The sequence below is a fragment of the Tenericutes bacterium MZ-XQ genome, assembly GCA_002838205.1.
Classification (GTDB): Bacteria; Bacillota_I; Bacilli_A; order Acholeplasmatales; family Acholeplasmataceae; genus Mariniplasma.
This window is the reverse complement of record CP017950.1, coordinates 1,935,133-1,960,482: the sequence shown is the minus strand read 5'-3', so window position 1 is coordinate 1,960,482 and position 25,350 is coordinate 1,935,133. Positions and strand designations below refer to the sequence as shown.

General features: G+C 31.9%; 27 protein-coding genes. 16 read left to right on the top strand and 11 right to left on the bottom strand.

Going from position 1 to position 25,350, the window contains the following annotated elements; translation table 11 throughout:
* The first annotated feature begins 81 nt into the window (after positions 1-81).
* Both BK011_09660 and BK011_09655 read left to right on the top strand, forming a co-directional pair.
* Positions 82-639 (top strand): hypothetical protein, encoded by a 558-nt coding sequence (locus BK011_09660; GenBank protein AUD65937.1) that lies wholly within the window; start codon positions 82-84, stop codon positions 637-639.
* Between the two features lie 45 nt (positions 640-684).
* On the top strand, positions 685-1,062 hold the full coding sequence (locus BK011_09655) for a hypothetical protein (protein AUD65936.1): 378 nt from the start codon (positions 685-687) through the stop codon (positions 1,060-1,062).
* A gap of 168 nt (positions 1,063-1,230) precedes the next feature.
* Here BK011_09655 and BK011_09650 read toward each other — a convergent pair whose 3' ends face one another.
* The 6 genes from BK011_09650 to BK011_09625 are packed head-to-tail and all read right to left on the bottom strand — an operon-like array spanning position 1,231 to position 8,521.
* Positions 1,231-2,247, bottom strand: a complete 1,017-nt coding sequence (locus BK011_09650) for a hypothetical protein (protein ID AUD65935.1) — start codon at positions 2,245-2,247, stop codon at positions 1,231-1,233.
* Between the two features lie 4 nt (positions 2,248-2,251).
* Positions 2,252-3,988: a hypothetical protein gene (locus BK011_09645; protein ID AUD66189.1), complete on the bottom strand. Its 1,737-nt coding sequence runs from the start codon at positions 3,986-3,988 to the stop codon at positions 2,252-2,254.
* Positions 3,985-4,836: a sugar ABC transporter permease gene (locus BK011_09640; GenBank protein AUD65934.1), complete on the bottom strand. Its 852-nt coding sequence runs from the start codon at positions 4,834-4,836 to the stop codon at positions 3,985-3,987. The genes BK011_09645 and BK011_09640 overlap by 4 nt, the downstream gene beginning before the upstream one ends.
* Positions 4,829-5,737, bottom strand: coding sequence for a sugar ABC transporter permease (locus BK011_09635; protein ID AUD65933.1), 909 nt, complete (start codon positions 5,735-5,737; stop codon positions 4,829-4,831). The genes BK011_09640 and BK011_09635 overlap by 8 nt, the downstream gene beginning before the upstream one ends.
* A gap of 3 nt (positions 5,738-5,740) precedes the next feature.
* On the bottom strand, positions 5,741-6,949 hold the full coding sequence (locus BK011_09630; GenBank protein AUD65932.1) for a hypothetical protein: 1,209 nt from the start codon (positions 6,947-6,949) through the stop codon (positions 5,741-5,743).
* A 60-nt stretch (positions 6,950-7,009) separates the two neighbouring features.
* Positions 7,010-8,521, bottom strand: coding sequence for a hypothetical protein (locus BK011_09625; GenBank protein ID AUD65931.1), 1,512 nt, complete (start codon positions 8,519-8,521; stop codon positions 7,010-7,012).
* A gap of 520 nt (positions 8,522-9,041) precedes the next feature.
* Here BK011_09625 and BK011_09620 point away from each other — a divergent pair.
* The 11 genes from BK011_09620 to BK011_09570 all read left to right on the top strand — a co-directional run bounded on the left by BK011_09620 (position 9,042) and on the right by BK011_09570 (position 17,732).
* Complete coding sequence (locus tag BK011_09620) at positions 9,042-9,989, top strand: hypothetical protein (protein ID AUD65930.1); 948 nt, start codon at positions 9,042-9,044, stop codon at positions 9,987-9,989.
* A complete protein-coding gene (locus BK011_09615; protein ID AUD65929.1) occupies positions 9,982-10,614 on the top strand; it encodes an ATP phosphoribosyltransferase in 633 nt (210 codons plus the stop codon). Before BK011_09620 ends, BK011_09615 begins: the two co-directional genes overlap by 8 nt.
* Before the next feature lie 4 nt (positions 10,615-10,618).
* Positions 10,619-11,902, top strand: coding sequence for a histidinol dehydrogenase (locus tag BK011_09610; GenBank protein ID AUD65928.1), 1,284 nt, complete (start codon positions 10,619-10,621; stop codon positions 11,900-11,902).
* A gap of 7 nt (positions 11,903-11,909) precedes the next feature.
* Complete coding sequence (locus BK011_09605) at positions 11,910-12,938, top strand: histidinol-phosphate transaminase (protein AUD65927.1); 1,029 nt, start codon at positions 11,910-11,912, stop codon at positions 12,936-12,938.
* Positions 12,925-13,503 carry an imidazoleglycerol-phosphate dehydratase gene (hisB, locus tag BK011_09600; GenBank protein ID AUD65926.1) on the top strand — a complete coding sequence of 193 codons (579 nt, stop codon included), beginning with the start codon at positions 12,925-12,927 and terminating at the stop codon, positions 13,501-13,503. The genes BK011_09605 and hisB overlap by 14 nt, the downstream gene beginning before the upstream one ends.
* Positions 13,503-14,123, top strand: coding sequence for an imidazole glycerol phosphate synthase subunit HisH (locus tag BK011_09595; GenBank protein ID AUD65925.1), 621 nt, complete (start codon positions 13,503-13,505; stop codon positions 14,121-14,123). The genes hisB and BK011_09595 overlap by 1 nt, the downstream gene beginning before the upstream one ends.
* On the top strand, positions 14,101-14,832 hold the full coding sequence (locus BK011_09590) for a 1-(5-phosphoribosyl)-5-[(5-phosphoribosylamino)methylideneamino]imidazole-4-carboxamide isomerase (protein ID AUD65924.1): 732 nt from the start codon (positions 14,101-14,103) through the stop codon (positions 14,830-14,832). Before BK011_09595 ends, BK011_09590 begins: the two co-directional genes overlap by 23 nt.
* Entirely contained in the window at positions 14,802-15,575 is a 774-nt protein-coding gene (locus tag BK011_09585) for an imidazole glycerol phosphate synthase subunit HisF (GenBank protein ID AUD65923.1), read from the top strand. Before BK011_09590 ends, BK011_09585 begins: the two co-directional genes overlap by 31 nt.
* Positions 15,572-16,189, top strand: a complete 618-nt coding sequence (locus tag BK011_09580; protein ID AUD65922.1) for a bifunctional phosphoribosyl-AMP cyclohydrolase/phosphoribosyl-ATP pyrophosphatase — start codon at positions 15,572-15,574, stop codon at positions 16,187-16,189. The genes BK011_09585 and BK011_09580 overlap by 4 nt, the downstream gene beginning before the upstream one ends.
* 8 nt (positions 16,190-16,197) lie before the next feature.
* On the top strand, positions 16,198-16,995 hold the full coding sequence (locus tag BK011_09575; protein AUD66188.1) for a hypothetical protein: 798 nt from the start codon (positions 16,198-16,200) through the stop codon (positions 16,993-16,995).
* 74 nt (positions 16,996-17,069) lie between these two features.
* Positions 17,070-17,732 (top strand): hypothetical protein, encoded by a 663-nt coding sequence (locus BK011_09570; protein AUD65921.1) that lies wholly within the window; start codon positions 17,070-17,072, stop codon positions 17,730-17,732.
* Positions 17,733-17,773: 41 nt separating this feature from the next.
* On the opposite strand, the gene BK011_09565 is transcribed toward BK011_09570, so the two are convergent.
* Positions 17,774-18,514: a hypothetical protein gene (locus tag BK011_09565; GenBank protein ID AUD65920.1), complete on the bottom strand. Its 741-nt coding sequence runs from the start codon at positions 18,512-18,514 to the stop codon at positions 17,774-17,776.
* A 31-nt stretch (positions 18,515-18,545) separates the two neighbouring features.
* The gene (locus BK011_09560) at positions 18,546-19,052 is read right to left on the bottom strand and encodes a hypothetical protein (GenBank protein AUD65919.1); all 507 of its coding nucleotides are present in this window, start codon (positions 19,050-19,052) and stop codon (positions 18,546-18,548) included.
* Positions 19,053-19,388: 336 nt separating this feature from the next.
* On the opposite strand from BK011_09560, the gene BK011_09555 reads away from it, so the two are divergent.
* The 3 genes from BK011_09555 (at position 19,389) to BK011_09545 (ending at position 21,704) form a co-directional block, all read left to right on the top strand.
* Positions 19,389-19,985 carry a hypothetical protein gene (locus BK011_09555; protein ID AUD65918.1) on the top strand — a complete coding sequence of 199 codons (597 nt, stop codon included), beginning with the start codon at positions 19,389-19,391 and terminating at the stop codon, positions 19,983-19,985.
* Between the two features lie 87 nt (positions 19,986-20,072).
* Positions 20,073-20,861: a hypothetical protein gene (locus tag BK011_09550; protein AUD65917.1), complete on the top strand. Its 789-nt coding sequence runs from the start codon at positions 20,073-20,075 to the stop codon at positions 20,859-20,861.
* A 33-nt stretch (positions 20,862-20,894) separates the two neighbouring features.
* Positions 20,895-21,704 carry a hypothetical protein gene (locus BK011_09545; GenBank protein AUD65916.1) on the top strand — a complete coding sequence of 270 codons (810 nt, stop codon included), beginning with the start codon at positions 20,895-20,897 and terminating at the stop codon, positions 21,702-21,704.
* Between the two features lie 13 nt (positions 21,705-21,717).
* Here the strand turns inward: BK011_09545 and BK011_09540 are convergent, their stop codons facing one another.
* Genes BK011_09540 through BK011_09530 form a run of 3 tightly spaced genes read right to left on the bottom strand, consistent with a single transcriptional unit; the run spans position 21,718 to position 25,057 of the window.
* Positions 21,718-22,383: an ABC transporter gene (locus tag BK011_09540; GenBank protein AUD65915.1), complete on the bottom strand. Its 666-nt coding sequence runs from the start codon at positions 22,381-22,383 to the stop codon at positions 21,718-21,720.
* Positions 22,373-24,007 (bottom strand): hypothetical protein, encoded by a 1,635-nt coding sequence (locus BK011_09535; protein AUD65914.1) that lies wholly within the window; start codon positions 24,005-24,007, stop codon positions 22,373-22,375. The genes BK011_09540 and BK011_09535 overlap by 11 nt, the downstream gene beginning before the upstream one ends.
* A gap of 18 nt (positions 24,008-24,025) precedes the next feature.
* The gene (locus BK011_09530) at positions 24,026-25,057 is read right to left on the bottom strand and encodes a Fe(3+) ABC transporter substrate-binding protein (GenBank protein ID AUD65913.1); all 1,032 of its coding nucleotides are present in this window, start codon (positions 25,055-25,057) and stop codon (positions 24,026-24,028) included.
* Between the last annotated feature and the right edge of the window lie 293 nt (positions 25,058-25,350).

Below are 25,350 nucleotides of genomic sequence, written 5' to 3'. Positions count from 1 at the left end.
TTTAGTTGACTTTAAGATACACTTCTATTATAATATATCATGTGATATATATCAAGTGATATCTATGAGGAGTTGAATTTTATGCCAGCTAATACAGTGTTTTCAAAAGAAATGATTGTCGATGCAGCCTTTAATGTAGCATGTGAAGAAGGTATTGATCATATGACAATAAGAAATATAGCCAAACATATGGGCTCATCGATTGCACCAATATACGTTAACTTTAAACGCGTTGAAGAATTAAAACAAGCAGTTATGGAAAAAGCGCAACATGTCTATCATCACATGATTCAATCATCTAAGCATGAAGATCCGTTTTTACGATATGCGATTGCTTCGATAGAGTTTAATAAAAAATATCCAAAGCTTTACAAGGTTTTTCTTCTTGAAGAGGATGATCCAGAAACAAGTGAGAAAAATGTTAAAAAAATGATGGATGCAGTTTTAGAAAACGAACAATATAAGAACCTTAGTAAAGAAGCACTCATGCGTTTCATTATTTCTATGCAGGCTTTACAAGTTGGGTTAGCCATTATGGCTAAAAAGAGTTATTACAAACCCTACTTAGAAGATGAAGCTGTCATCAAACTTATTGATAACAATGGTGAAGCACTTATGGATTACTTATTGAAAAAGTAAATGAAGTAATCATTAAATTAGATAAAAATATAAAATGGAGGAATTATGAATACTTTTATTGGCATTTATTTTATAGTTGTAGCTGTTTTTGTGAGTGCTCTTCAAATTGCACTTGCGCTTAAGGCACCTTTAGGTAGTTATACAATGGGGGGTAAATATGAAGGGGTTTTACCTAAACCACTAAGAATTGCGGCAATCATTCAAGTCTTTATATTGTGGGGGTTTGTCTATATCGTTTCTGCGAGTTCAGAATTGATCATAAATCAACCTGCATTTGTGACTGATGTGCTTTTATGGTTTGTTGTGGTATTTTTCTTTTTTGGCACGGTGATGAACTTATCATCTCAAAGCAAAAAAGAGCGTAACCTGTTTGGTCCAATTAATTTGATTACATTTATTTTGCTGTTAATTCTTGCGATTTGATTTTGCCGAAAGGAAATAAATAAGCAAAATTAAGTAATTTTTTTAGTAATTAGACTATAACATAGAATATTTATTGGTTATAAATGAAAAAGGATTGATTCTATCAAATAGAAGACTCAATCCTTTTTTATTATAATAGGAAAGTCATTTCATTTTGAATCAACATGCTTAGCTTGGATCTTTTCGTGTCGATTTTCTAATGACGAGTAAAGGAACGGTCATAAAAGTTTGAAAACTAGAGTTTGGTTTTCTGATTTTCTCTAAAAGTAATTTTGCAGCTTGCTGTCCTAAATCGTATACATCAATATTAATTGCTGTAGTTGGTGGATTGGTTATCGCAGCATATGGATAATCATCAAAAGTAACTACAGCCATTTCATCAGGGATGATTACTTTAGCATCATTTAATGCTGCAATACAGCCTAAATCAATCGTATTATTTGCACAAACAATGGCATTAGGACGAGGATCCATTTTTAGGAGATCCATTGTTACTTGATAACTAGCAGATATGGAAGAATTAGTATTTATAAAATAATCTTCATTAATAGCAACCAAATTATCAGTTAACTCTTTCTTGACACCTTGTAATCTATGCTCTGAGATTAAGTCTTTCTTTTCTCCAGCGATAAAAGCAATTTTTTCTCTACCTAAACCGATGAGATGTTTAGCAACAAGATGTCCTGATAGCTCATTGTTGGTATCTACCCAAGAAGCGGATGTCGGAAAATCTGGCATCCCTATGATGATATGTGGATAATTGATTTTAGATAGATATTTAGCTATTTCTTGTGTAATTACCGATGCATGTATAAGCATGCCATCCACACTTTTGTTTTCAACTAAATCTTTAATGACTGAAAGATCTGAGTTTTTTAGTCCAATAAACGACATGGTATATCCACGCTGAAATAGAGTGCGTTGGGCACCTGTCATCACTTCAAATAAATGAGGATTGACAAAGGCTGAATCTCTTTTTGCCTTCGTAATGAATGATATAATATTTGTGTTTTTTTTAGCAAGATTCTGAGCTCTTTTGTTAGGGGTATAATTTAGACTTTTGATAGCCGATTGCACTTTTTCAACAGTTGGTAGTGAAATGGTAGGAGATCCATTGATTACTTTTGAAACTGTTGATATAGATGTTCCTGCTATACGTGCGACATCTTTAATCGTTGCGGACATAAAATCACTCTTTTCTTAATTTTTTATGAAAAATAGCAAAACCATAAGGTGCGATTTCTCCATGAGAAAGACCTTCTTGAATAATAACATTTCCTTGCGTGAAGCTTGTAATATTTGATGTTTCATTCGCATGATTTAAAATCACTGTAATTTCTTCTATTTCATCTGCTCTTTTATAGACATATAATCCATGATCTTCACTCGCATGGACTGTTTGATAACTACCAGTCATTAAAGCTTTATGAGAAGCTCTTATAGCAGAAATTTGTTGATAGAATTCAAACAATTCATGATTGTTATTAAATACCATGGCTTGTCGATAATCGTCTTCCTTAATTCCAGTAAGACCTTGCTCATCTCCATAAAGTATCATAGGAACACCTTGTTGAGTAAATAAGCATACTACAGCAAGTTTATAGATAGATAAGTTGTTTTTACATAGTGATAAAAACCTTGGCACATCATGGCTATCAAGAAGATTAAATTGCGCAAAGTTAAATTGAGATTGATAACGCATTCTCAGTGTTGATATACGACTATCGAACACGTGAGCAGTAACGTGCTGATTCGCAAAGAACTCGATTGAATGTTTTCTAAAATCATAGTTCATAACAGAATCAAACATAGAACCATCTAAGAATGCATGAGCATTTTGCCATACTTCACCTATGATTGCACAGTTTGGATTAACGGATTTAATAGCTTTCCTTATGGCTCTCCAAAAATTCATGTCTACTTCATCAGCAACGTCTAATCTCCAGCCGTCGATATGATATTTTTCTGTCCAGTACCTAACGACTCCAATAAAATATGCAATGACAGTCTCATTGGAAGTGTTTAGTTTTGGCATATGTCTTTCATAACCAAAACACGCGTAAGGAGGTATGTCATCATAGTTATCGGGCGAATATATAGGGAAATCTAAACGATAGAACCAGTCTCTATATATGGAATCTTTTTGATTTTTAAGCACATCTTTAAATGCAAAAAAGTTCCATCCGGAGTGATTAAAGACGCCGTCAATAACGATTTTCATGTTTCTTTTATGGACTTCATTAACAAGTGTTAAAAAATCTTCATTAGTTCCAAAATTTGGATCGATTGTATAGTAATCGATTAAGTCGTATTTATGATACTCTCCGGCTGTAAAAATTGGATTTAAGTATACTGTATTAAAGCCTAGATTCTGAATATAATCTAAGTTTTCTGTTATACCCTTAAGTGTACCACCTAACTTAGATTTACAAGACAAGCCTCTATAAAAGACTTCTGAAGCTGATTTGGATATATAGTTTTTTCTTGTCGCAAAACTATCTGGAAAAATATTATAAACAGTACTTTTAGATAACCAACTCGGAACCTTTGCTATATCTTCTTTTCTTAAATAAGGGAGTTTGTATAAATCGTTTCTATCTATTGAGATAGAATCGTAGAAGTGATCTGCATAATAGTAATAACTTTGTTGATTTTCGTCGATTATTTCAAAATAGTAGACCATTCTAAGGTAAGGTTCAGTGACATGAACCTCATAATAATCTTTATATAAGTCAGATGCAATCTTGTTCATAAGCAATTTTGTAAATATGACTGGATTACCTTTAAATGCAGTATCTCCGTAACAAAAGTAAACTGCACTAATACCTTCTTTACCAGTTTTTAGTCTAAAAACAGCTTCTTGTTCACTGATTGCAAATGCATCTTCTGACATTGGATAATGGGAAACTAAACTTTTATTCATTATGCTTTTACACCTCCGACAGTTAGTCCTGATTCCATGTGTTTTTGAATGGTTAAAAATACGATAAGTACAGGTAAAGATGTTAAGAGTGCAGCTGCAGCAAACAGTGGCCATGATCCACTCATTTCACCAGCTTGTAGACTATATAATCCTACAGCAAGTGTAAATTTTTCTAAACCTGTCATAAAAGTGATGCTAAATATATATTCATTCCAAACATATATAAGCACAAGGACAGATGTTACAATAATTGAAGGTTTTGCTAGTGGTAATACAATTTTTGTGATTACTTGAAATTCTGAACTACCATCTATACGTGCAGCTTCCTCAATTTCTTTAGGTATTGTATCAAAATATCCTTTCATGTTCATAATGCCAAATATAGCCATAGTTCCAGCATAAATTAAAACTAAGCCTAATCTTGTGTTAACTAAAGATACTGGACCGGACATTAACTTCCAGATGGCAAACATTGACAAGATTGCAGGGAATGCATTAAGCAAAATTAAACCTTGAAATATAGAACGATTACCTTTGAATTTTAACCTTGAAAAGGCATAAGCTGTTGGTATTGCTATACTTAAGGATAATCCTAGTGTTGATATAGCAAGAATCAAAGAGTTTTTAAACCAAAGCAGTAATGGTTTTTCTGTAAATAGGTTTATGTAGTGTTTTAGTGTTAATGCACTTGGTAAAAATGAAAAATTAGAAGATACCAACTCATTTTGGGCATTTAAAGAAACGGATAATGTGTATAGTATCGGGATAAGTGTTATGAAAGACAAACAAACGAAAAAAGAATGCAAAAGTATTTTTTTGATGATGATTTGCTTTCTTTTTTTTCTAGACATTGTCTTTTCCTCTCTTTAATCGCTTATTCGTTAGTATGACAAAAACTATAAGTAATATAAAAATAATGATTGAGATAGCAGAACTATACCCGTAATTATTTGTAATAAATGCATTCTCGTATGCATATGTGATAATCGTATGCAGATTAGCACCAGTTCTGGAACCCGGTTGAAGTGTTAGCAAAAATACGATATCAAATTGCTTAAAAGTTGTAAATAAAGTGATGATTACAGCGGGACCAATGACGGGTTTAATAAGTGGGACTGTAATGAATAGAATCTTATGAAAAATATTTGCTGATTCCATATCAGCAGCTTCATAATAAGATTGATCAATACTTTGAAGAGCCCCATCCATGATCATAACCATAAATGGAAGAGCTAACCATAAATTAACAACAACTAGGCTTATAAAAGCAATCCCACTAGATCCTAACCATTTTATAGATTCTAAACCCATAGCGTTTAACCACTGATTAAGTAGACCGAATTCTGTGTTAAACATGCCAGTGCGCCAAATTAGAATAGAGACATATCCTGGGATTGCCCAAGGAATGAGTAAGATTGTTTTGTATATACCTTTGCCTTTTAATAGTTTGTTATTCAATAAGAATGCGATGATAAATGCAATAATCAGTTGTAATACCATATTTACAGTCGTCCAAACGATAGTAAATATTAATGCTTTAATGAACCCTGAATCTATAACAAATATAGCTCTTTGATAGTTGCTAAACCCAATAAAATTAAATGTAAACCAATTATATATATTCATATTTGTAAATGAAATATAGAATGTATATAGTATAGGGAATAAAACGATTAAACCAATGAGCGTTAAAGCTGGGGCACTTGTTAAGTAAGGGTAAGCTTTTTTGATGAAAGTTCTATCTTTTCTCATAGTTTAAGATCTCATCAAATCGATAAGTTCTTCAGATTTTCTTTGAGCACTGTTCGCGGAATCTAGAATATCATTACCGACTAAATTGATATTTACAAGCATCTCGGATGTTGTTAACCACATAACATCCATTTCAGGAAGATTTGGCATCGGAATTGCTTTTTCTGCAGCGGCTTTCATTGCCATAACAAGTTCATCCTCTAGGATTTCTTGGTCTAGGTATGCCTGCACATGTGCAGGTGCTACAGCACTAGATAAAGCCATCTCTATACCGATATTAGGGGAAGATAAAACATTAAGTATATTTGAAATGATAGCTTTTTTCTCGGGATTTTGTACTGCAACTTTTAAAACGTGTATCCCTTGTACACCTGCATATGGGGATATTGGCAATCCAGTTTCATCAACAACGGGCATATTTGCGAATCCAAGATTAATATCATTGTCTCTTGCTTGTGGCACTAACCATGGACCAGAGATAATTGAGTTTGCGACTTTCTCAAGAAAAAGTGCATTTACTGTGGCATATTCAGCTTGACCACTTGGCATATATTCGATAAATTTTTTATGATAAGTTAATGCTTGAATGGTTTTTTCGTCATTCAGTGCAGGAGTTCCATCAGACTTTAGAATAGATCCACCAAAACCATGAATCCAGCCTGCGCTGTAATAAGCATTAGAATGTTGTTCTACAAATCCATATCGTCTAGAATTTGTTGTTTCTTTCATATATTGATATAACTCTTCTGTCGTTTCAGGAACTTCTTCAGTTGATAAACGATCTTTATTATACATAAAGAGAAGTGTTTCAAAATAAAATGGAAGCTGATATATTGTGTTTTTGTAAGTGATGGCATCTTTCGTAAGAGGTAAGTAATCATCAAACACAGAAGGAGCGATTAGATCTGTGATAGGTGTTAAAATATCTATCTCTGCAAACAGTCCGATTTTATCATGAGCAAATATATACATATCAGGTGCAGCAGATTCGTTATTTCCAACAAGTTTTAGTGTATCAGTAAGCGATTCCTTTCTGATAAGTTCAATCTGTACTTCTGGTAAATTGGTATTGATTTGGTTTTGTATCACATCAGCAATAACTTCCTCTTTATCGTGCCAAATGACAATAGTATTATCCACTTCTTGGTTTTGACACGCTGAAAGAAGAACTAAAGTTGTAGCAAGCGAAAGTATCCATAATAGTCTTTTCATATAGCCTCCTTTAAAAGCGTTGAAAGCGAAGATGTTTAACATCTTCGACTTTCATTTTTATTATTTCTTTTTGACTACAAAGAATATAGCAGCACCAATAACTAAAGTACCTACTATAATACCTCCAATAATGAGAGGTGTATTTGATGGTTCGTCTTCAACAGGTTCATCAAATGATGGCACTTGACCATATGTAACTGTGGTCGTATACTTACCATCTTCATCTAGTTCGCCAATAACGATATAAGTATCATCTGTTTGATCTATGACAGTATCAATGGTTTGAACTAAAGCATCTCCTTCTAAACCGTTTGTAATAATCACTCGATTTATACTAACTGGTAATGAGATTTTATAAGCTTCAGCTTCATCATCATAAACTAATGATTCGCCTGGCCATGTAGGAAATAGGTTTGTTCCATCAGGATGAGACCATGCCCAAATTGTTGGGGTTTCCCAAGATTCATCTAAATAAATATATAAATCAAAGGTTTCTTCATTTGGTTCTTCATCATAAGTTACAGTAGTTAGATATTTACCTTCAGTATCCTGATCACCAACACTTATATAAGTAGTTTCAGTCATTTCAAGTACTGTATCAATGGTTTGTGCAGCACCATCGCCAACAACGCCATTGTTAATTATGATACGATTTACCCAATCTGGAACTATAACTTTATATGTCTGTGATTCATCATCAAAAACTAGTGGTTCACCTGGCCATGTGGTAAATAAATTTGTTCCATCAGGATGTGACCATGCCCACACATGAGGTGTTGTCCATGTATCTGGAACTGTAATATAGACTTCGAATGCGTCTTCCATGAAAATTGGTTTTTCGTTGAAAAGTTCAACTTCATATTTTCCATCATTATTTAATTCTTTTAATACGATATAGACATTTTCAGTTGGAATATCAATATCGATTGTTTGAACAACTGGATCACCCATGTCATTAATAATCACTCTGTTTGCAGATGTTGGTATTTCAATTCTAAACCAACCATCATCTAATAGAGTCATTTCTTGTCCTGGCCATGATGGGAAAACATTTGTTCCATCAGGATGTGACCATGCCCAAACGCCAGCAGTATCCCATTCAACTGGAACATAAGCATAAACGTATTTTGTTGGTACATATGTTGGGAGATCGCCAACAGTTAACTGAGCTAATGATAACGTTGGTTCATAAATGGTTTCATTTTCTGCATTTAAGCCTTCAGTAAATGTAACCCATACGTTTTGTCCATTAACAGCAAACGCTTCTCCTTGTACAGTACCATCATTGCCATTGACAATTACGTTTGTCATTGTAGATGGGATATATAAATAATACCAACCTGGATTATTAGGATCGCTGATCATTTCTTTTCCTGGCCATCCAAGATCAGCAAATGCACCTGTGCCGTCATCATCCCATGTCCATATGTGTGGTGCAGTAAATGTATTTGGAGTTTCTGCATAAATCAAAATGACATCATCAGTTTCAGCAGCATTTACGTTTATGTTTGCTATTGAGGCGTATGCAATACTGATCATGAGTCCTAAGATAATTAATTTAAGATACTTCATAATTTATTTCCTCTTTCTAAGATTTTTTGATAGCGCTTTCCGCTACCGTTATTATAACATCGAAAAAAGTCTCAAAAAATAGAAAGTGAGAAAACGTTTTCTTAATTATACCATAATAAAAAGCCTTTATATAGCGTTAAAAATAATAAAAAAATAAGTTTTCGTAAAAAATAACGAAAACGTTTTCCCAGTACTTAATAGCTTTTAAAAAAATAGGAAAACTACTTGACAGCAGTTATTTTGAGATGCGATCTTTTGTTTTTTTCTGATTAAATTAAACACAATCAACGAATGGATAGGTATATAACAAGGTTAAGTATTACCCATTAAAATAAGTTTATCAAAATTATAGGCGTTATCATGAACTAAATATAAAAAAATAGTGTTATTTTCTTGTCATGTGGATGTTTTTGTGATACAATCAATTCATAACTTTATTATGATAAAGTGATAAAGTAATTTATTTACATATACTAGCCAGTTTTTATATTTAGAATTATTATCAAAGGAGATTTATTACATGACATTTTTAAATATTTCTGATGAGTTAAAATATCAAAAAGTGAAATTTGAAGTAACTCAAAAACTTCAAAGCCTTATTATAAAAGAAGGATATCAATTATTTGAACCCTCTTTTTTTGAAGATTACGAGTCATTTATTTTAAAAAATCGTAGAGTTAAAAAAGAACGTATGATTAAACTCATTGATGCTGATGGAAGAATTCTTGTTTTAAGACCAGATATAACAACCTCATTAATGAGACAAATCATTCCTAGAATTCAAGATCAAATGATGTTAAAGGTATTCTACAACTCTACAATATTTACAAAGTCTTCGTCAAATCAAATAGATACTGTTAGACAGTTTGGAGTTGAGTTTATTGGTGAAGAGGGTACGAATGCAGATTTAGAGATTATTAACTTAGCCTCGAATATATTAAACTTATTCAATTTAGATTACATCATTGAAATCTCTGACACAAAAATATTAGATAGCATAATTGAAGTACTTGAACTTAATGATCAAGAACAAAATCAGTTCAAAGATATTTTATTTAGAAAAAGTTTATATGATTTAAAAAAGTTCATTGAAAAAAAACCAATGATTCCACAAATGAAAGTCTTTTTGAATCAATTTTTTTTGTTTCAAGGGAATATCAAAGAGGTAGAAGCCAAGTTGATTCAATATAGTGTCAATGAAAAGATTCAAATAGCTTTTGAAGGATTAAAGGAAAGACTTAAAAACATATCTAATCAAGACCAAGTGATGATTGATTTATCCTTAGTGTCTACTTATGATTATTATGATGGCATTCTCTTTAAGGGCTACATCAAAGGCAGTAAAGAAGAAATTTTAAGTGGAGGAAGATATGATCCACTTACTGAAAATTATGGAAGAAGAATACCCGCAATTGGATTTACACTTAATACACAAGAGATCATCAAGGAGGTGTTGTCATATGAATAATGATCAATATTTGACCATTGCACTGCCTAAAGGTCGATTAGGGGATGAAGCTATAAAGAAGTTTAAAATGATTGGGTATGGAGATTCAATCTTAGAAAACTCTCGAAAATTAGTTTTTATTGACGATGCGAAGAAGATGAGATTTATGCTGATTAAACCAAGCGATGTCATAACTTATGTTGAAAATGGTGTTGCAGATCTTGGCATTATCGGTTCAGATACACTTTTAGAAGAAGAGAAAAACTTATATGAATTACTACCGTTGGGTTTTGGATATTGTAAGTTTGCGATTGCAGGAAAAAAAGAAGAAGTTATTCATCAAAGAGAAGATGTCTTAAGGATAGCAACAAAATATCCGAATATTACAAAAGCGTATTTCAAACAAAAAAATCAAACCATTGAAGTGATTAAACTCAATGGCTCTGTGGAATTAGCTCCTTTAGTAGGTCTTTCTGATGTGATTGTTGATATTGTTGAAACTGGAAAGACTTTGAAAGCTAATGGTTTAGAGATTTTAGAAGAGATGATGGATGTAAGTGCAAGACTCATCTCAAATCCTGTTAGTTATCGATTTAAGTATAAACTTATTACAAGTTTAATGGATGAGATGGAAAAGGTAGGTTAGTCGCATGTTAAAAATTATAAATCAAATCAATCAAAAGGATTTGATAGAAAAATTGATGTTAAGATCGAGTATCAACGACATAAAAATAACACAAACAGTTGAAACGATTGTTAAAGAAGTTAAATCATTTAGAGATGAAGCAGTTTTTAATTACACAAAAGCATTTGATGGTGTTGGTGTGATGAGTTTTAAAGTCACTCAAGAGGAAATTGATGATGCCTATAGTCGTGTAGATGCATTATTAATTGAGGATCTAAAAAAAGCAATTGAAAACATCAAGTTTTATCATCAAAAACAATTGATTGATTCTTTTGAATATGAAAAAGAAGACGGTGTAATCATTGGACAAAAGGTGAGTCCAATCCAAAGTGTTGGCATTTATGTACCTGGTGGAAGAGCAGCATATCCATCGACAGTTCTAATGAATGCATTACCAGCAAAGATTGCCGGTGTTAAAAAAATCGTGATGATTACTCCACCAAATAAAGAGGGTAAGATTAATGATCATATTTTAGCTGCAGCAAAATTGGTAGGTGTAGATGAAATTTATAAAGTTGGTGGAGCACAAGGGATTGCTGCACTCGCATATGGAACGGAATCCATCCCTAAAGTTTCAAAAATAGTAGGACCTGGCAATATATATGTTGCTATTGCAAAAAAGATTGTATCAGGTTCTGTAGGTATTGATATGATAGCCGGTCCATCAGAAGTTTTAATCATTGCAGATGAGTTTGCTGATCCAAACTATATAGCATGTGACTTAATGGCTCAAGCAGAACACGATCCTAAAGCAGCTGCAATGCTTATCACTAATAGTAAAACTTTAGCTGACAAAGTCAATGAAGCACTTGAAAAAGAGATCAAGACATTATCTAGAAGAGAGATCATTGAATCTTCTTTAAAAAATTATGGTGCTATCATTTTAGTTGATTCGATAGATCAAGCAGCTGAAATATCTAATAGGATTGCACCTGAACATTTAGAAATAATGACAAATAATCCGAGTGCTATTTTTAAGGATATTGAACATGCAGGCTCAATATTCATAGGACCATATAGTCCAGAACCTGTAGGTGATTATTTTGCAGGACCAAATCATACATTACCTACAAGTGGAACAGCAACATTTTCTTCTGGTCTATCTGTCTTAGATTTCATCAAAAAAAGTTCTTATGTTTATTATTCAAAAAAAGCTTTAGAAAAGGCTAAAAATAGCATTATTAGAATTGCTGAATCAGAAGGATTAAGCGCACATGCTAGATCAATAGAATCAAGATTTAGGAAGTAACAAAGATATGAAAGCAAAGAAAAATATTATCAGTTTGAAACCATATCAAGTTATAGATCAACCATATCTTTTAAAGCTTGATGCGAATGAATCGAACAATTACTTGGACGACATAAGTTTATCATTACAAGGCGTAGAGTATTATCCTGATCATCAATCAAAATCCCTTAAACAAGCCTTATCCAAGTATATAGGCATTGATTCTAGTTTGATGACGATTGGCAATGGGTCAAGTGAACTTTTGGATTTACTCTTTAAAGCATACATAGAACCCGGTGACGTGGTATTATCTTTTGATCCAACGTTTTCAATGTATGAAATTTATGCAAACATTTATGGTGCTAACTATATTAAAGTACCATCAAATGATGATTTTACTTTAAATATGGATTTAATGATTAGCCAGTTATCACTTAATCCTAAGATGATTTTATTATGTACACCTAATAATCCAACAGGTTTTCAAATACCTAGAAAAGATATATTAAAATTATTAAATTTGACACAAGCTTTAGTGGTCATTGATGAGGCCTATATTGAGTTTTCAGATCAAAATGAATCCATGATTAAAGACATACTTATATATAATCAAATTGCAGTTTTAAGAACATTTTCAAAAGCATATGGACTTGCTGGCGCAAGACTAGGCTATATGGTAAGTTCAAAGGATATTACGTCAATCATGAATAAAGTACGATCTCCTTATCATGTAAATGCCTTATCACAAAAAGCTGGACTTATGGCATTGTCAAAAAGAGATCTCATATTCAATAATATAGATGAGATTAAACGAGTTAGAGAAAAAACGTTGAAAACTTTAATCGATTTAGGATTTAAAGTTTATAAGTCACAGGGAAATTTTTTGTGGGTTAAGTCACCAATCAAAGCTTTAGGCATAAGACTTAATGAGAAAGGTATTTTGATTAGAGATTTTTCAAAGGATCAAAGTGAGTTTTATAGAATCACAATTAAGCAACAAAATGATATGGATATCTTGATATCAAGTATAGAGGAGATTATCAATGAGACAAAGTAAATTATCTAGAAAAACGAAAGAAACCGAAATAGAAATAGAATTAACTTTAGACGGGAAAAAAGATATTATCGTTGATACCGGTATTGCTTTTTTCGATCACATGTTAGAACTGTTTGCATTTCATGGAAACCTAGATTTAAAGATAAAAGCATCTGGAGATTTAAAGGTAGATGATCATCATACAGTTGAAGACGTAGGAATCCTTTTAGGTATGGCATTTAAAGAAGCTATTGGTAATTATAAAGGTATTAACCGATATGGACAAGTATATCTGCCTATGGATGAAAGTTTATCAAGAGTAGTTGTAGATGTCTCTAATCGACCATATCTAGTTTTTAATGCTTTGTTCAAACAAGACAAATTAGGAACACTATCTACTGAAAATGTAGAAGAGTTTTTCAAAGCTTTTGTCCAAGAAGCAAGAATAAATCTACATATAGAAAACTTATATGGTTCAAATGATCATCATAAAGCTGAATCTATATTTAAAGGTTTTGGAAGAGCCCTAAGTGAAGCTAGCAAAGTCATATCAAATGAATGTCCATCGACTAAGGGGTTACTGTAATGAATGTGATTTTAGATTATGATTCAGGGAATTTGGAATCAGTATTAAAAGCCTTTAATGAGGCTGGTATAAAAACCATCATATCTAAGGATAAAGATATTATTGAGCAAGCAACTTCATTAGTTTTACCAGGAGTCGGAGCTTTTAGAGATGCTATGGATGCACTTAAAACATCAGGTCTTATACCTCTTATCAAAAAACACGTCAATCAGAAGAAATATTTATTTGGTATTTGTCTAGGAATGCAACTGCTTTATGAGTTTGGATATGAGTATGGTAGACATGAAGGTTTAGGATTTTTAAAAGGCGATGTTAAATACTTAGACATTGATTTGAAGGTTCCACATATGGGATGGAATGAACTTTATTTTAAGAAAAAAGACCCTATTCTAAAATATATTAGTGAAAAAGACTATGTATATTTTGTGCATTCTTATTACGTAAGTGCTAATAGTAATGAAGTCTTAAGTTTTACAACATATGAAGAAGAGATATCTGCGATTATTAGAAAAGACAATATATATGCAACACAGTTTCACCCAGAAAAATCTGGATTGGTTGGTGCAAATATATTAAAAGCATACAAGGAGATATTAGATGATTATATTGCCAGCAATTGATTTGAAAAATCAAAAAGCTATTAGACTTGTACAAGGAGATTTTAATCAAGAAACTGTCTATAGTGACGAACCGGTTACATTAGCAAAGAGCTTTGAAAAAGCAGGTGCAACCTATCTTCATGTGGTTGATCTAGATGGTGCAAAAAATGGAAACATGAATCATTTAGAAATCATTAAACAAATTGTTGATCAAACAACTCTTCAAGTTGAAGTAGGTGGTGGGATTAGGTCATTAAAACAAATGGAAGATCTTTTTTCTATAGGTGTTTCTGAAGTGATTGTTGGTTCTGTTGCTGTTGAAGACACAAAACTATTAAAACAAATGATCAGTGCTTTTCCTGGGAAAATAGTTGTTTCAATAGATTCTAAAAACGGATATGTACTTACCAGAGGATGGCAAAAAAATAGTAAGATTAAAACCATTGACTTTGCAAAACAGATGGAAGAAATAGGTATTAAAAAGATTGTATACACAGATGTTTCAAAAGATGGGATGTTAGAAGGTCCTAGTTTTAAGGACTATCAGCAATTGCTTAATGAAACGAAGCTGATGATCATAGCTTCTGGTGGTGTTTCATCAGTGGATGATATCCTTGAGTTAAATAGGATGTCGCTATATGGAGCGATTATTGGTAAAGCATTATATGAGAAAAGAATTGATTTAAAGGAGGCAATCACATGCTTACAAAAAGAATCATTCCGTGTTTAGATGTTAAAAATGGAAGAGTTGTCAAAGGCAAAAAATTTGAAGATATTAAAGATGTTGATGATCCGGTTGCCTTAGCAAAGTACTATAGCTTAGAGGGTGCAGATGAAATTATATTTTATGATATTACAGCATCACACGAAGCAAGAGAAATATCTTTAGATTTCATATCTGATGTTGCAAAAGAAATCAATATACCTTTTTGTGTTGGTGGTGGTGTCAATACGATTGATGATTTTACAAATATTCTTAGAAGAGGTGCTGATAAGATATCTGTTAACTCAGGAGCAATCAAAAATCCTTTGTTAATCAAGGAAGCAGCTCAGAAGTTTGGTAATCAATGTGTTGTCTTATCCATTGATGCGAAAAAAGATTTAGATGGGACTTATAAAGTTTATACACATGGTGGTAGAAATAAAACCGATTTAGATGTGATCGAATGGGCAATTAAAGGAGTAGGATTAGGTGCAGGAGAAATATGTATCAACTCAATTGATGAAGACGGTATGAAAAACGGGTATGATTTAGAGTTATTGACCTTGTTAGCAAAATCAGTTAAAGTGCCAATCATTGCATCTGGTGGTGCAGGTATAAAAGAACATTTTTTAGAAGCGTTAGCAAAAACTGATACAGATGCAGTACTTGCTGCATCAGTATTTCACTATAAAGAAATTATGATTAACGATTTAAAATCATATCTTAAAGATGCAGGAATCAATGTACGCATCGAAGGGAGCAAACAATGAAACCAATTCAATTTAATGAACAAGGACTAGTTCCTGTAATCACTCAAGCTTATGATACGAAAGAAGTATTAATGCTTGCCTATATGAATGAGGAAGCTTATCAAAGAACAGTAGATGAAAAGGTTGCTCACTATTATAGCAGAAGTAGAAAAGAACTATGGAAAAAAGGTGAGACAACAGGTCATATCCAATATGTAAAAGCCATGTATTATGATTGTGATCAAGATGCATTGTTGTTGATGGTTGATCAAAAAGGTGTTGCTTGTCACACGATGCATCGATCATGTTTTTTTGAACCTGTTTTTGAAACAACTCAGTTAAGTGATTCATCTTATATCATTGATGAGGTTTACGCAACCATTGAAGAAAGAAGAAAGCATCCTGTTGAAGGTTCATATACTAACTATTTATTTGATAAAGGTTTGGATAAGATATTAAAGAAAGTTGGAGAAGAAACTGCTGAGGTCATCATTGGAGCCAAAAATAGAGATAAAGATGAACTGATTTATGAGTTATCAGATCTTGTTTATCACAGTTTAGTGCTAATGGTTGAACAAGGCATTAAACCAGATGATATTAAAAATGAGTTAAAAAGGAGACAGAATAAAAAATGAATCCGAAAATCATTGATCAACACATGCATACCAATTATTCACCTGACGCAGATCCAAATGCGACATTTAAAGCATATGTTAAAAAAGCTAAATCGATGGGTATTTCAAAACTTATGTTTACAGATCATGTAGATTTTGATAGTGTAGCAGAACTTTTTGACGACTTAATTGATTATGATAGATACATGATCGATTTGAAGAAAGTCGAAAAAGAGGAAAACTTTCCACTTGCGGTAGGTGTTGAAATTGGATATAGACCCCATTTAAATGATCGACTTAATGAGTTTTTAAACAGATACCCCTTTGAGTTTGTTGTTTGCTCGATTCATTCAGGAGATGGATTGGATTTTTATAACCTAGATTTTTATAGAGGAAAATCTCAAAAAGAAGCTTATCAAAGATACTTTGAAATCTGCTTAGAGACGGTACAAAACTACGAAAATTTTGATGTGTTTGGACATATCGATTATATTATTAGATGGGGAACATATGATGAGCGTAAGTATAACTATGAAGATCACAAGGATACGATTGAGATGTTTTTAAAGGTATTAATTGAAAAAGGTAAAGGGTTGGAGATTAATACCTCAGGTATTAGATATGGATTAGGTTCTGTTCATCCTTCTTTAGATATTATGAAAGCATATAAAAGACTTGGTGGAAAGATTGTGACTTTTGGGTCTGATGCTCATTATGTTAAAGATTACTATTTTGGATTTGATGAAGCGATTGCATTACTTAAAAAAGCAGGATTTGATGAAATCACTGTATTTGAAAAAAGAAAACCCATATTTATAAAGATATAAGGCCTAGTGCCTTTTTTTCTTGTGAAATTTTTATTTATAAGTTATCATGAGTATAGATATATTCGAGGTGACTTATGAAAATTAAAGATTTTATTTGGGGATGTATTTTGCTTTTCATATCATTGTTTGTATTTTTACCGAGGACAAATCAAATTTTTGTAGAACTAACAACGCGTTTTCCTTATGCTATGGGTTTTCTAAAAACGATGATTCTAGCCAGTATGGGTGAGATTTTAGTTAAAAGAATTAGAACTGGATATTATTTTAGAGATCCTGGAGTTTATATTAAAGCAATCATCTGGGGCTTTTTAGGGATGGTATTTGTTTTTGTGTTTCCACTATTTGATGGAGGTATAAAAACAATATTTAACAATCAAATTATTTTCGAAAATGAGTTTCTAAATAAACTTATTTATGCATTTATGATTAGTTTTTCAATGAATGTCATATTTGCACCTACATTTATGATGTTTCATAGATTCACAGATACATATATTGACTTAGGAGAAGGATCAATTAAAAAAATAGTAACTGTTCGTTTTGATGATGTTGTGAAAAAGATAGATTATCATTTTTTCTTTTCATTCGTGATTATGAAAACTATACCGTTATTTTGGATTCCTGCACATACGATTACATTTATGTTGCCTTCTACATATAGAGTACTCATGGCAAGTTATTTATCGATTGTTCTTGGGGTGTTACTCTCACTAAAAAAACAAGAAAAAAAGCGGTAAACCGCTTATTAAAAACATGAGTTGTAGATGTGAATTATTATTTACCAGTTTGAATCTAATTTCATTTTCCATAAACCATCACGATCTTTAATCCAAATCACAAAGTATTTGTCTTGATAGTTTGGGAGGATCCATGTTCCTATTTCATATGCTAAGGATGCATTTACAACAACGCTGAAATCTTTTTTTAAATGAACAGTATATTCTGGTTGATTCATATAAGAATACATTTGATTTAACTGCTCGTGACCAGTATAAACATTACCCTGATTGTAATAGACACAGTCTTTTGTATATAAATTTTCAATCAAAGCTTTGCAACCTTGATTGCTTGCTATGATACCCCACTGATCTCTTAAAGGTTTAAGAGGATCTTCATTGATTTCTTGAGGGTTATATCTTGCTAGGACTTCAAGTTCACGGTACCATATAGAATCTTTTTTTGACCATATGACCATATATTGATATATCTCTTTGGTGGATAATAAGAAGTGTCCTGACTCATAAACAATATCTTGATTGCCATTGAGTACCGCTCGATAAGATACTGATAGGTTATCAATCGTTTTTTGATTATTATTCATTCTAAGATAAGTGTTGATGATATGTTCATCGCCTATTTTGTGAGTCTCGTTCTCATAAAAGATGATTGCTTGTGGGTGGTAATAGTCTTTTAATGCTTTAGGATTTGAAGAAAACGTGGTTTTCCACTTAAGGTTTATATTGTCAAGGTCAGTATATATAGTTTCTTTTTGTTTTTGAGTGAGTTGATTTTGATGCATTTTGTTCTCCTTTGAGTATTATTTATATATGTTAATGCTTTTCTGTTGTAAGTCTCATGATGTAATAATCTCTATTTTTAGCATCTTTGTGTCGACTTATTATTTTAAATCCAAATTTTTCATAAACATGAATAGCTCGAAGATTAAATGTGTAAACTTCTAGAGAGAATGACACTATTTCATGTTTTGAGATCATATAATCTAGACCAGCTTTCATGGCATGAGATCCGTACTTTTTACTGAAGTCACTTTGATTAAATATCGCAATTCTAAAATCACAATGTTTAGTTAATGTGTCTATGTGACTAAACACAATTTCACCGACAAGTCTTGTCTCAGAAAAAATTAAAAAATCTATGCGATCATTTTGGTCGACCACATGATCAACATAATCTGATATTTGACTATATGAATATGATTTATCTGTGCCTGTTAGATAGTCTACTTGTTCGTCAGGATGTTTAAATCCAGATTCATAATAGATGTGTTTGTCATCTTTTGTAAGTCTTTTTAATGTGATATTTTTGTAATTGATCATTTGAGTCCATCCATTCATTGTATATATTTAAAAAATTATTGTGTTAAAGACCACATATGTAGATATTTAAACATGTTTAATTTATCATAATTAGTCATTGTGTGTCAATAGGTTATCGATATTTAATTATTGAATTTAAAAAACACTATATATAAACCAAGCAATTTGAGACTTGTCGTGATTCCTATGTGAAGATGTTGTTATCATAGTAGTATATAAAGCATTATAGATTTTAGTTGAAAACAGATATCTTCTATTATAGAGAAAAACTATACAAATTATGCTATAATGATTTAGGATTATTTTATTGATAAATGATTTAAGATGAGGTGTATTATGGAAATTGAGAAATTATTATTATTTATCTTTATTGGTGGACTTATCGGATGGCTAACAAACAAAATCGCTATTAAGATGCTTTTTAGACCAATCAATCCACATCATGTTTTAGGGTTTAAGATTCAAGGGGTTTTTCCAAAGAGAAAAGACCAAATCGCTGTCTCGTTAGCTGAAATTATTGAACAAGAGTTGTTGTCAAAAGAGGCTATGATGGATCAATTACTCAATGAAGCACATATGGATGTAATCAAAGAAAAGTTGAAAAAAGTTATTATTGATAAATTGGCAGAAGCAATCCCACCAGCGATCGCAATGTTTATGGGTGGAGAAGTTAGACCGTTTATAGAAAAATACATGAACAAACATAGTGATGAAATGTTTAATCAAATGCTCGAGGAATTTAAGAAAGCAAGTTTTGATCATTTAAATATTTATCAAATGGTTAAAGAAAAAATTGACACATTAGATTTCGTTGAGTTTGAGAAAATAATTTTTGGACTTATGAATAAAGAGTTACGTTTTGTTGAAATCGTTGGGTTATTCCTTGGAGCTTTCATCGGTGTTATTCAGTATCTAATCACTTTGTTTATCTAAAGATAATGATTGTCTGAAATGGTATAGATAAAGTAAAAATGACATTTTTTGAAAAGTATAATATATAAACTACATGTGGGTGAAAACATGAAACTAGTAATCGCAGATTTAGATGGAACTTTGGTACATAAGCAATATGTATCAAATCAGACATTAAGAACAATAAAAAAATTAAGAGAACAAGGCATTATGTTTACAATCGCAACAGGTAGACATATGGTAGCAACTAAAGAACTCGTAGAAAGATTAGAAATTGATTTACCTGTGATTTGCGGTAATGGTGCGATTATCTATGATTTTAAAAATAATAAAATTATACATAAAGAAGTTCTACCTGAAGGCATACTTCATCGAATCATAGATAGATGTTTTGAAGAAGATCTTGACTTCTTAATGTATACAACCAAAGATGTAGTTACAACCAAACAAGCAGCAATCAAAATCCATGAAAAAATTGGTGTGTTTGATACGCATATTGTAGAGAAATGTGAACTTAAAGACTATATCAAAACAGGTGTTTTTAAAATACTTGTCATTGATGATACGATTGAGAAGATCAAAACACTTAAACAGTTTTTGTTAGATACAAAAGGTATATCAATGGTTCAAAGTCGACCTTTCTTTTTAGATATAGGACATCACTTATCTCATAAAGGAAGAACAGTTTTAAAACTTTCCGATTTGCTACATGTTGATATTAAAGATGTGCTTGCAATCGGTGATCAAGAAAATGATATTACGATGATAAAAACTGCAGGTTTAGGTATTTCTATGGGCAATGGACATGTAGATTTAAAAAAAGTTGCAGATGATATTACTGACACTTATGACAATGAAGGTTTTACAAAAGCAATGAAGAAGCATGTTCTAAAATAGTCATGAAAATAAATTTTTACGAGGAGAGTAAAGATGGAAAAACAAATGATTAAACATTTAGAGAATATTAAAGAAAGCAAATTTGATTTTTCTAAAGTGGATATTCAAGCACTTATAAAAGCATTGTTAGAAAACATAGGACATGAAGATCCTTATATTAGAGATCATCTTGTCTATGAAGTGCTCGCACATGTGTTTCATGATCAATTACTAGATGATAAAACTTTAGAAAAATACCTTTCTCGGTTGATCAGTGATAATTTCTTGTTCTATGATATGAGTAATCAACATCAAAATAGTGTTTTAAAAAGAAGTTTTACAGTTTTGCAACTTGTTATTTTCGTTTATGTTCATCAAAGAGATGATGTCATATCTAAACAGTTGATCCATGAAACTTTTGATAGGTTTATGTTATATTTCTCAAAAGAAGAGATGTTAACAGGATATGACAGTAAACTTGGATGGGTTCATGCGATAGCACATAGTGCTGATTTAATTAAAATGTTTATGGGGTTATCATGGTTTGATGCATCGAAACTTGAGTTGATGTTTCATGCAGTTAGCAAGAAAATAAAAGATCAACATCATTTTTATATGTTTAATGAAGATGAGCGTTTGGCAATAGCACTAAAGACCGGACTTGATCGAAAGATATTGTCAAATGAGTTTGTGTTTAAGTGGATTGATGATATGCTGCATATGGATGAACAATTACCTCTCCCAAATGATATTATATGTAAAAATAATGTGAAGCAATTACTAAGATCGTTATATTTTAAATGTCTCAAAGATCAGTCTTTAAAAGATATAACTGATCAACTTGAATCGGTTTTAGTCAAATAAAAAAACACGGGTACTATTCCGTGTTTTTCATATATTCTATGATTCCATTTTTAACTTGATAAATATGATCTGCAATATCAATTGCATCTGCTAAATCGTGGGTTGCGAATATACAGGTTATATTTTTTTCCTTTAAAATACGTTTTAAATCTTGTCTTATTTGAGCTCTTAGATCAGCGTCTAAGTTGCTAAATGGTTCATCAAGAAGAAGTACTTTAGGATTTGCTGCTAAACTTCTTGCTAGCGCAACACGTTGCTGTTGTCCTCCTGATAACTCGTGAGGATAATAGCCCTTTTTTTCTTTGAGCTCTATGAGTTCGAGTAACTCATCAACGATTTTGTTTTTTTCTATAGTTGATTTTTTCGATAAACTATATGCAATGTTTTTTTCGATGTTTAAATGTGGGAATAATGCATAATCTTGAAAGACCATACCAATCTTTCTAAGGCTAGGATCAACAAAGTGATGAATATCATTTAAAACAACATCATCTAAAGTGATTATACCTGCGTCCGGTTTTTCAAGTCCAGCCAAAACTCTAAGTAATGTGCTTTTTCCAGATCCGCTTTGACCAAGGATTGCAACGATATCTCCGTTTGTTACTGTTAATGAACATCCTGTAAGAATAGGGTGTTCTTTTTCATATTTAAAATGTATGTTTTCTAATTTAATGGACATTGCTAAACACCCCTTTTTTATAATGTGTTATGATAAATATCAATGTTGATGCGATTAATATGAGAATGAGTGATGGCATTGATGTTTCTTGAATCATCTCGTTACTCGCATAGACATAAGCACTTGTAGCTAAAGTATCGTAATTTGTGGGTCTTAATATTAATGTTAATGGTAGTTCTTTTATGACATCAACAAACACTAATATAAATGCTGTAATTAATCCTGGATAAATCATCGGTATGTCAACTGTGATGAGAGCTTTTAGTTTTGATGACCCAAGCATGTAAGCTGATTCTGTAAAATGTGTACCAACTTTTTCATATTGACTTTCAACTGCATTAAATCCAATGCTTAGAAATCTAATGACATAGGCAAATAGTAGTGTAAATACACTCATTGTAATGATTAAGGTTGGACTATCTGGATTGAAGAACCTATAAATAGGTGATAATAAACGATCTAAATCCACAAAAAAGATATGAATGGATACAGCGATAACAGCTCCGGGGATCGCATAGCCTAAGTTAGAGATTTTCACCCAGTATTTATGCAGTGGTTTTCTTTTTTTCAAACGATTAAAGTTTACCATGATTACTGCGATGATGACGATTGCTGAAGTCGCAATGATTGCGGAAATGATCGTTTGTAAAGTGATAATGAGTAAACCTTCTGTTAAAGTTGTTTTTATTGTTAAGAATAAATAATACAGCATCTGTAAAACAGGAATGAAAAATCCAATGAAAAGAATTGTGAGTAAAAAGAAGTATATAAAAATCTTTAATGGTAATTTCGGCTTTTGTCTTGAGATAAGTTTTGATTTGCTTGGCATATGGTATTTCTTTTTACCTCTTAAGGCTCTTTCGATAAGGATGATCATGAAGACTGTAAGCATTAAATAGGCTGAAAGTCTTATGGCAGATGTGACATCTCCTAGTTGAAACCAGGCATTAAATATCGCAAAACTAAACACTCGAATATTAAAATATTGGACAAGTCCATAATCATTTAATGTCTCAAGAATAACAAGTAGACTACCAGCAACAAGTGCTGGTCTAAGCAGAGGTAAAGTGACTGTCATAAAACGTCTAAAGGAGTTAGCACCTAAAAGTTTAGCTGAGTCATTATAATTAGAACTTTGTCTAGATAAACTTGATAAAGACAGAAGATATACATATGGATATAAGGTGAACGCAAAGATGACGGATGCTCCAAAAGTATGCATGATGTTTATAGAATGATCAATACCAAGAAAACCAAGTAGTCGAGTGAGTGTGCCAGTATAACTTGTCATATCTGCATAGATATAACCTGCGATATATGCTGGAACAGCTAGCGGTAAGACGAGTAACCAACTCAGTAGTTTTCTACCTTTAAATTCAAATCTAGATATAAAATATGCTGAAAATAAACCTAAAGTGATTGCGATGACAGATACCAATAGAACTAATACGACTGTGTTTGTAATATATGTCCTTAGTAAATATGTTTTAATGTGGATCCACTCTGGAGTTGTTGGACTAAAAAGTTCAACTAAAATATTAAAAAGCGGCAATAATATGAGTATGCCACTTATAATACTTAATATGGTAAATATATCTGTTTTATATTTGATATATTTCTTCACAGATGCCACCTTTTTTTCTTATACCCAACCTGCTTGATTCATGAGCATTGCAGCTAAAGTTGCATGTTCACGTAATGTATCTAGAGTAATGTTTTGCTTATTAAATGTACCCCATGATGCAAGTAATTCATGTGGAGCAACTAATGGGTTTACAGGAAATTCATAATTTGCGTTTGCATAAGATGATTGAGCATCAACTGATGTTAGGTATTCAATGAGTTTGATTGCGTTTTCTTGTTTTTCAGAATGCTTAACAACACCAATACCGCTGACATTAACGTGTGTGCCTGTAGTCTCTTGATTTGGGAAAAACACACGTACAGTTTCAGCAACTTCAACTTCAAGTGGATCACTTGAGTATAACATTTTACCGATATAATATGTGTTCATGATTGCAAGGTCTGCTTCACCAGCAACGACTGCTTTTGCTTGATCTCTGTCATTACCTTGAGGACTTCTTGCGAAGTTAGCAGTTAGACCTTGTGCCCATGATAATGCTTCATCTTCACCCCATAGTTCAATAAATGAAGACATAAGAGATTGATTGTAGATGTTAGTTGATGAACGTGTTACAATACGACCTTCCCATTTAGGATCTGTTAAATCTTCATATGTTGATAACTCGTTTTCAGATACGCGATCTGGATGATAAACAAACACTCTTGCTCTCATGGTTAAAGCATACCAATAGTTTTCTGGATCTTGATAACTCTCGGGTACATTTTCATCTATAATCGTTGATTCAACTGGTTGCAATAAATCAAGTTCTTTTGCTCTTCCTAATCGACCAGCATCTACAATAATTAATAGATCAGCTTCTGTGTCTTCGCCTTCATTTTCAAGACGAGTAATCAACTTATCTGCTTCATCACGAACAAGATTAATCTTTATGCCAGTTTCTTCAGTGAACTGATCATATAAAATTTGATCGGTGTCGTAATGACGCTCAGTGTATATAGTTAATGATTCTTCACCTGCTTGGTTTAGTTGACAAGCGGATAGTGTGAAAATCACAACAAGCATTAATGATAATGCAAAAATTTTGTGCATATTCTCTTTCTCCTTTGCTATAGTTGTTATGCGATTATCATTTTATATAAATGCTTAAGTGAAGTCAAAAAAATCGATAAAGATTATAAAATAAAAATATGTTTATTATAAACAACAGTTAATTTATATAAATAAATTTTGTGATATTTTTTAGAATAGGGTTCATAAGAATTAGTTTGACAATCTGAAGTAAAGATGAAAATGTATTTTTTGTATTGACTGTGCAAATATTTTTTACAAAAAATGATTCATATAATGGATCATTTACAGATTTTCTAATTCATTAAAAAAGC

Excerpts from the sequence above, each read along its gene's own strand:
- BK011_09660 (AUD65937.1), top strand. The coding sequence starts at position 82 with ATGCCAGCTAATACAGTGTTTTCAAAAGAAATGATTGTCGATGCAGCC.
- BK011_09655 (AUD65936.1), top strand. The coding sequence starts at position 685 with ATGAATACTTTTATTGGCATTTATTTTATAGTTGTAGCTGTTTTTGTG.
- BK011_09650 (AUD65935.1), bottom strand. The coding sequence starts at position 2,247 with ATGTCCGCAACGATTAAAGATGTCGCACGTATAGCAGGAACATCTATA.
- BK011_09640 (AUD65934.1), bottom strand. The coding sequence starts at position 4,836 with ATGTCTAGAAAAAAAAGAAAGCAAATCATCATCAAAAAAATACTTTTG.
- BK011_09635 (AUD65933.1), bottom strand. The coding sequence starts at position 5,737 with ATGAGAAAAGATAGAACTTTCATCAAAAAAGCTTACCCTTACTTAACA.
- BK011_09630 (AUD65932.1), bottom strand. The coding sequence starts at position 6,949 with ATGAAAAGACTATTATGGATACTTTCGCTTGCTACAACTTTAGTTCTT.
- BK011_09625 (AUD65931.1), bottom strand. The coding sequence starts at position 8,521 with ATGAAGTATCTTAAATTAATTATCTTAGGACTCATGATCAGTATTGCA.
- BK011_09620 (AUD65930.1), top strand. The coding sequence starts at position 9,042 with ATGACATTTTTAAATATTTCTGATGAGTTAAAATATCAAAAAGTGAAA.
- BK011_09615 (AUD65929.1), top strand. The coding sequence starts at position 9,982 with ATGAATAATGATCAATATTTGACCATTGCACTGCCTAAAGGTCGATTA.
- BK011_09610 (AUD65928.1), top strand. The coding sequence starts at position 10,619 with ATGTTAAAAATTATAAATCAAATCAATCAAAAGGATTTGATAGAAAAA.
- BK011_09605 (AUD65927.1), top strand. The coding sequence starts at position 11,910 with ATGAAAGCAAAGAAAAATATTATCAGTTTGAAACCATATCAAGTTATA.
- hisB (AUD65926.1), top strand. The coding sequence starts at position 12,925 with ATGAGACAAAGTAAATTATCTAGAAAAACGAAAGAAACCGAAATAGAA.
- BK011_09595 (AUD65925.1), top strand. The coding sequence starts at position 13,503 with ATGAATGTGATTTTAGATTATGATTCAGGGAATTTGGAATCAGTATTA.
- BK011_09590 (AUD65924.1), top strand. The coding sequence starts at position 14,101 with ATGATTATATTGCCAGCAATTGATTTGAAAAATCAAAAAGCTATTAGA.
- BK011_09585 (AUD65923.1), top strand. The coding sequence starts at position 14,802 with ATGCTTACAAAAAGAATCATTCCGTGTTTAGATGTTAAAAATGGAAGA.
- BK011_09580 (AUD65922.1), top strand. The coding sequence starts at position 15,572 with ATGAAACCAATTCAATTTAATGAACAAGGACTAGTTCCTGTAATCACT.
- BK011_09570 (AUD65921.1), top strand. The coding sequence starts at position 17,070 with ATGAAAATTAAAGATTTTATTTGGGGATGTATTTTGCTTTTCATATCA.
- BK011_09565 (AUD65920.1), bottom strand. The coding sequence starts at position 18,514 with ATGCATCAAAATCAACTCACTCAAAAACAAAAAGAAACTATATATACT.
- BK011_09560 (AUD65919.1), bottom strand. The coding sequence starts at position 19,052 with ATGATCAATTACAAAAATATCACATTAAAAAGACTTACAAAAGATGAC.
- BK011_09555 (AUD65918.1), top strand. The coding sequence starts at position 19,389 with ATGGAAATTGAGAAATTATTATTATTTATCTTTATTGGTGGACTTATC.
- BK011_09550 (AUD65917.1), top strand. The coding sequence starts at position 20,073 with ATGAAACTAGTAATCGCAGATTTAGATGGAACTTTGGTACATAAGCAA.
- BK011_09545 (AUD65916.1), top strand. The coding sequence starts at position 20,895 with ATGGAAAAACAAATGATTAAACATTTAGAGAATATTAAAGAAAGCAAA.
- BK011_09540 (AUD65915.1), bottom strand. The coding sequence starts at position 22,383 with ATGTCCATTAAATTAGAAAACATACATTTTAAATATGAAAAAGAACAC.
- BK011_09530 (AUD65913.1), bottom strand. The coding sequence starts at position 25,057 with ATGCACAAAATTTTTGCATTATCATTAATGCTTGTTGTGATTTTCACA.